The following is a 6,140-nucleotide window of genomic DNA, read 5'->3' on the forward strand; positions in this document are numbered from 1 at the left end:
GGAATGGGGAATGGGGAATGGGGAAGAGTTTTCCCACTATCCCCCTGCATCTCTGCTTCTTTTCAATGCCCAATGCCCAATGCCCAATGCCCAATGCCCAATGCCCAATTCCCTACTCCCCACTCCCTTCTTGGGCAAGTTGGGCTTTTGCCTGTTGCCAAAGAGTTTCTAACTCATTCAAACTGTAATCAGAAAGGGGACGGTCAACAACCGCCTCCATTTTTTCTAATCGCTGGACAAATCGCTGATTTGTACCTTGCAAAGCATCGCTAGGATCAAGATCATGCCAACGGGCTAGCTGAATAACTGCAAACAGTAAATCACCTAACTCTGCTTGTTGTCGTTCTGGTGTTTCCTCCGCTAAAGCCTGTTGAAACTCCCCCAACTCCTCATGAAACTTATCCCAAACGCCTTGAATATTTTCCCATTCAAACCCAATAGCCGCAGCCTTTTGGGAAATCTTCATTGCTGCCGTCAATGGGGGAAGGGTACGTCCATAACGAGCGAGTTTAGCACTAAATTTTTGCGTATCTGGAGATGCTTCGCCTTTTTCCGCAGCTTTAATTTGTTCCCAATTTTGCCGCACCTCATCCACACTCGCCACCGACACATCACCAAACACATGGGGATGACGGCGAATCAACTTTTGGGAAATCCCCTGGGTTATTTCTTTCAGAGAAAATTGCCCAGATTCGCTAGCAATTTGAGCCTGCAATACCACCTGTAATAATAAATCGCCTAACTCTTCTGCGATCGCACCTTTATCTCCACTCTTAATCGCGTCCACCACCTCATAAGCTTCCTCAATCACATAAGGTATAAGCGTTTCGGAAGTTTGAGCCAAATCCCAAGGACAACCACCATCAGGCGATCGCAACTTCGCCACCACCTCAATCAATTCCTGCAACGCCACCAAAGTCTCATTTTTTTCTTCCATACCTCTGCGTACCTCTGCGCTTCCCTTAGCGTTCCTTTGCGTTTAAAAAAATTATTTCTTTACTCTCGGCCGACGACTACCACTCCTCACTTTCCGCCTCTTAATTTTGCCACTAGGAAACAACCCCCGAACCCCCTGCTTTTGAAAACGCTTATATGCCGAACCGCCCCAATCGCTGAGAGAATGACTCATAGCACCGAGTTCCAACCCCAAAAAGAGGGCAACATATTCAGTATCGTATTGCACGAGCGATCGCCCCACAGTTTCTCCCAAATCCTGCCAAGTAAAACTCAGATTCCACAACCTTTCAGCAATTACCAAAACGAAAATTGCCAAGATAGCTAGCAAACAGCCGAGATAAAGTATCCGCAAAATTGTGCCAATAATTGGCCCGTGGGATAAAAAAGAACGATGACGCAGACTTCTTTGATAAGGTAGCCAAATCCAGCGCAAGAAACCCCAGCGTTGAAATTGCACAGAATAGATATCCAAATCGGGGCCAAACATCAGCCCGCCAAATAGAAACCCGCTTGCAACCAACAAAGTCGCATTGCTACTGCGAGTCTGCCAGAAAGTAACGCCCGCCACGAACGGCAGAGCATACATAGTAATGCGATCGTGCGTCCGACCAGAGGGCATCCTAATTCCTGTTAGCGATAGCGGGGCGTTGAGCCAGTACTGAGTAACTGAATACTGAATCAGTATAAGAGAAAAAAGATTTTCTGAAAAAGACTAGCGCAATGATAAATGTTTTGCTATATTAATTAAGGATTAGTCAAAAGGGCGGTTAGCTCAGTTGGTAGAGCGCCTGCCTTACAAGCAGGATGTCATCAGTTCGAGTCTGGTACTGCCCATTAAGTAACATCCATCTGCCTTCAGCCATCTATTTTGGCTGGAGGTTTGATAGGAATCTCAATCCAGAACTCTGTGCCTTTGCCAAGTTCTGAAAGGCACTCCATTATTCCCCCATGTTTTTCGACAATAATCTGATAGCTGATAGCTAGTCCTAATCCTGTGCCCTTGCCTACAGGCTTGGTAGTGTAAAACGGATCAAAAACTCGCTTTTTCACCTCTTCAGTCATTCCTGGCCCATTGTCGCTAATACGAATCAACAGACGAGAGTTATCTGCTGAGACTTTGGTAGAAATGCGGATAGTGGGTATTCGGCATAGGTTCTTGTCCTTGTCGCCAGTCCCTATTGCCCATTCCCCAGTCCCCATTACCAGGGCATCTATGGCATTACTGAAAATATTCATAAATACCTGATTCATTTGGCCCGCATAGCATTCCACGCGTGGGATGTTGCCATAGTCTTTGATTACCTCAATGCGTGGAGATTCAGCATTTCCTTTCAAGCGATGTTGCAAAATTAATAAGGTATTGTTAATACCTTCATGCAGGTCAGCACGCTTATTTTCAGCCTCATCCAAACGGGAAAAATTGCGTAACGACAGCACTATTGAGCGGATGCGCTCGGTTCCCACTTGCATTGAGGTCATGATTTTTGGGAGGTCTTCTACCAAAAATTCAAAATCGATCGCTTCGATCGCAGCTTGGATTTCACTATGGGGATGGGGATAGTGTAGCTGATAGAGACGTAAAATTTCTAGCAGCTGTTCGGTGTAGTCACTGGCGTGGCACAGGTTTCCGTAGATAAAGTTAACAGGATTGTTGATTTCGTGAGCGATACCTGCTACCAACTGTCCTAAGCCGGACATTTTTTCGGTGTGAATTAATCTTGTCTGTGTTTCTTGGAGTTCATGTAGGGTATGCTCTAACTGGGCAGCTTGATTTCTGGCTTCAATTTCGGCATCAGAGGTTTGTTCGTAGAGTTGGGCTTGTTGAATGGCGATCGCAGCCTGATCTCCTAGCTGTTGTAATAAATCAATTTCTGCATCCTGCCAATTTCTGGGAGCCTCACATTCATGGGCAATTAGTAAGCCCCATAGTTCTATACCTATATTTATCGGAACTATTAAGTTTGCTTGCACTTGTAAACTCTGCAAAAACTCTCGATGACAATCACTCAAAGAAGCTGTTGAAACATTGTTAATTGCCCGTACCCTGCCCTGGCAGTATAGACGCGTATACTCATCAGGAAAGCATTCCGGTGGTGCATTCACTCCCAAAACTGACTGCCAATTGCCATTAATCTCTTCCACAATCACCGATTTACTCTTCAGTTGTAAAATCAGCACCCGATCTGAATTTAGCAGGGGACGGACTTCCCGAACGATAGTTTGCAGAGTTGTCTGCAAATCTAATGTGCGGCGAATCTGCTCGGTGACTTGCTTGAGTAGTTTAGTAAGCAATAATGATTTTTCTAGTTCAGCAGTTTGCTCTTGCACACGCACTTCGAGATTGGCATTCAGGGCTTGTACGTGTTTGTACATTTGCTGCTGCTGAATTGCCATTGAGAAATGATCATACAAAGCTTGCGCCAATAACATATCTTCCGGCTTCCACTCAGGTGCTTGCCCCTTTTTTTGCTCTCGCCAAACCTCAAAGGAAAGTTGGGGTAGCAGTTGTCGGCGATTTTGTTCACATCGTCCTGCCCACAAGATTTCCGTTTCATATTCAGAGCGAAAAATACTTAATACACCAATAAATTTTTCGCGGTAATGTAGAGGAATTACCATGAGTCCGCGAATTTCAGTAGAACGGAATGCTAAAGCCAAAACTCGCAAACGTGGTTCTTTATAGAGGTCAGGTGTTGCCCAAATATTACCTTGTTGAAACTCAGCCATCCAGTTTTGCCATAAGGGATGCTGTTCGATAATACTGTTATCTAACTCGTAGGGAAGTGTCGGTTGATCGCCCCAGGTGTATAGTTCCCGACTCTCTTGAATGTAAAGTCTGCCACCTACTCCATTGAAGGCAGTAATAACTTCTTCTAGCGCACCTTGTAATTGGATTGTCGGTAGTTTATGTAATAGTGTGGTGACTCGATTAATAGTAGCTTCTCGCTCTTGCTTGGCGTGGGCTTCAGTGAGTAGATTACTTTGAGCGATCGCGATCGCTACCTGGTCAGCAACTTGTTGCAATACTTTCAGTTCCCGCTTCAAAACCTTTCGCGGTTTACTGTGGTGAGATACCAATAATCCCCACAATTTAGGCTTTGCCAATTGTTCTTGTAGATTGAAATATAAAATTGGCACTACCAACGATGACTGCACGCCCATTGCCTGTAGATATTGAATATGGCATGGGTCTACTTGCCGATAGTAGATATTAGTTTGTAGACGTTTGCCAGTTTCTTTTGACTGTAGAGGCGATAGCCCTGTCTTACCATTAGCTACATCGACAATCACACGTTGCTGCGCTAACAGAAACATCTCTCTAACTGCTTGTGGAATATCATGAACTGGGAAGCGTAACCCCAATAAAGATGGTAGACGCTGTTCATGGATAGATTCAGCAACGACTTCACCACTACCATCAGTATCAAAGCGATATACCTTTACCCGATCTACACCCAAAAACAAACGCACTTCGCTAACAGTTGTTGTTAATATTTCTTGGAGGTTGAGCGATCGCCTGATCTGTTTTGTCATCCGGTGCAGTAAACTTTCTTGGTATAAGCTTTGCCGCGACTCGTTTGGTTTATCGGTAAATGTCATTGTTTATATACACTATGACTGAAGTATATTTTTTTATAATTGTCTCTAATGAGAATTTTCAACTTACAATACTTTGATTTTCATCCCATTTCACGAAAGTTTTGCTACAAATAGATTGCTAGAGGTATACATGTGTTGCAAAGGTTTTTGTCAATGGTATTAAAGGATGTTTGAGAAGTATCAGATATTTTGCTTTTTTACCGTAGATTTATAAAGTTGCTTTAGAAAAATCTCAAAGCATTTTGAATATCATTAAATACTTTCCAAACATCCTCTTGAGTATAAAATTGAAAAGCTCTTATTCATAGACCCCTATTAATTTTATATTCTTAATTATTAAACTATTTCAGTGATATCACCTAAATTAATTTTTTCATAATTTCTTAAAAATAAAAATATTTTTTGACTATTTTACTCATTACTTCAATTAATTAAGATTTCTCAAACAAATAACTAAATGATTGGAGACTTTTTCTAAGATTTTTGGCTGGGGAATTTGACCATTCCCCGTTTAATTGCTGATTTTATGTTGACTGTAACTATTTTGATTAAATTATTCGTAAATTACCGTTAAAGATAGTAAATTACGAATTTCTTCACGCACACTCATGAGAGTTTTACCGAGATGATTTTGACCGGCTTTATTAGCACCACAGCCCCAGAAAGAATCGGTTGGGGAGTTTTCAACCAAAATCTCATCACCTGTCCTCAGAAGAACTTCTCTAATATCAGCATGAGTGAGAAACTTTTTGAGTACAGCTTCTCGCATAATTTGAGTTTTGACTAAATCCCAGTCTCGACGGAGTTGGCGATCGCTACATCTTCCCAAAGCAGCAGCTTCTTCTGGTGTGGCGGCAGCATGGATGATAGGTATAATTACTGCATCCGTGCTGGCTACAAACTTTTGTGCTTGATAATAATGCTCAACCGTTGGCCAGTAAGTACCCTGGATGTGGATTCCGTGGGGAGAAAAGTTAGAAAAACAGCCATAAGGCTGCCAAACCTTATAAAAGTAAATGGTCATTTGAAAATTGCTCTTTTATATATCAACTTTAGGGTAACTGAAACTTTAGGTTTCAAAACCCTTCATATAGAAGGGTTAATAACATTAGGTCAGGGGAATTATTTTACACAATTCCTGGAACAACAGGTTTAGCACTTTACTCATAAGTCTTAGAAAGGATGTGTTTACCACCTAGCAATTTTTCACCCTGTTCACTGAGTTTAGCTTTGAGTTTTGAGTGAGTCGCGGTAGTCAATCAATTCCTTGATTAGCTCGTTGACAGGAAACATTACAGTTTCCCTGCCGTTCAAAACATATTCCCACAGGCTGATTCGACATAAATATAAACCGCTCGGTTTTTCAAGCAGTCCATCTACTGACTATTTCAGAACAGTACCTATCCCTACAATATTGCTTAGACCTCTTGCAAAAGTCCCTAACACCCCGCCCCCAACTCCTCCCCTTACCAAGGCTACGGTGTACACACAAGTCAAAAAAAGATAAATTTCTCATTGTTCTCTCGTTCCTATGCTCTGCATAGGAATGCCTGATTAGAGGCTCTGCCTCTAGTCAGATATTT

At 42.5% G+C, this 6,140-nt stretch carries 4 protein-coding genes and 1 tRNA gene; 1 reads left to right on the forward strand and 4 read right to left on the reverse strand.

All coding sequences use genetic code 11. The features are described from left to right. Positions 1–112: 112 nt before the first annotated feature. Both mazG and A4S05_RS23100 read right to left on the reverse strand, forming a co-directional pair. Positions 113–937, reverse strand: coding sequence for a nucleoside triphosphate pyrophosphohydrolase (gene mazG / locus A4S05_RS23095; protein WP_069072130.1), 825 nt, complete (start codon positions 935–937; stop codon positions 113–115). A gap of 51 nt (positions 938–988) precedes the next feature. Next, positions 989–1,576, reverse strand: a complete 588-nt coding sequence (locus A4S05_RS23100; protein WP_069072131.1) for a metal-binding protein — start codon at positions 1,574–1,576, stop codon at positions 989–991. Positions 1,577–1,718: 142 nt separating this feature from the next. Here A4S05_RS23100 and A4S05_RS23105 point away from each other — a divergent pair. Continuing rightward, positions 1,719–1,791, forward strand: a tRNA-Val gene (locus A4S05_RS23105). Between the two features lie 21 nt (positions 1,792–1,812). Here A4S05_RS23105 and A4S05_RS23110 read toward each other — a convergent pair. Together A4S05_RS23110 and A4S05_RS23115 are read right to left on the reverse strand one after the other, a co-directional pair. Further along, positions 1,813–4,557, reverse strand: a complete 2,745-nt coding sequence (locus tag A4S05_RS23110) for a GAF domain-containing sensor histidine kinase (protein ID WP_069072132.1) — start codon at positions 4,555–4,557, stop codon at positions 1,813–1,815. A gap of 553 nt (positions 4,558–5,110) precedes the next feature. Then, positions 5,111–5,581: an N-glycosidase gene (locus A4S05_RS23115; protein ID WP_069072133.1), complete on the reverse strand. Its 471-nt coding sequence runs from the start codon at positions 5,579–5,581 to the stop codon at positions 5,111–5,113. Between the last annotated feature and the right edge of the window lie 559 nt (positions 5,582–6,140).

The organism is Nostoc sp. KVJ20, from assembly GCF_001712795.1.
Lineage (GTDB): Bacteria > Cyanobacteriota > Cyanobacteriia > Cyanobacteriales > Nostocaceae > Nostoc.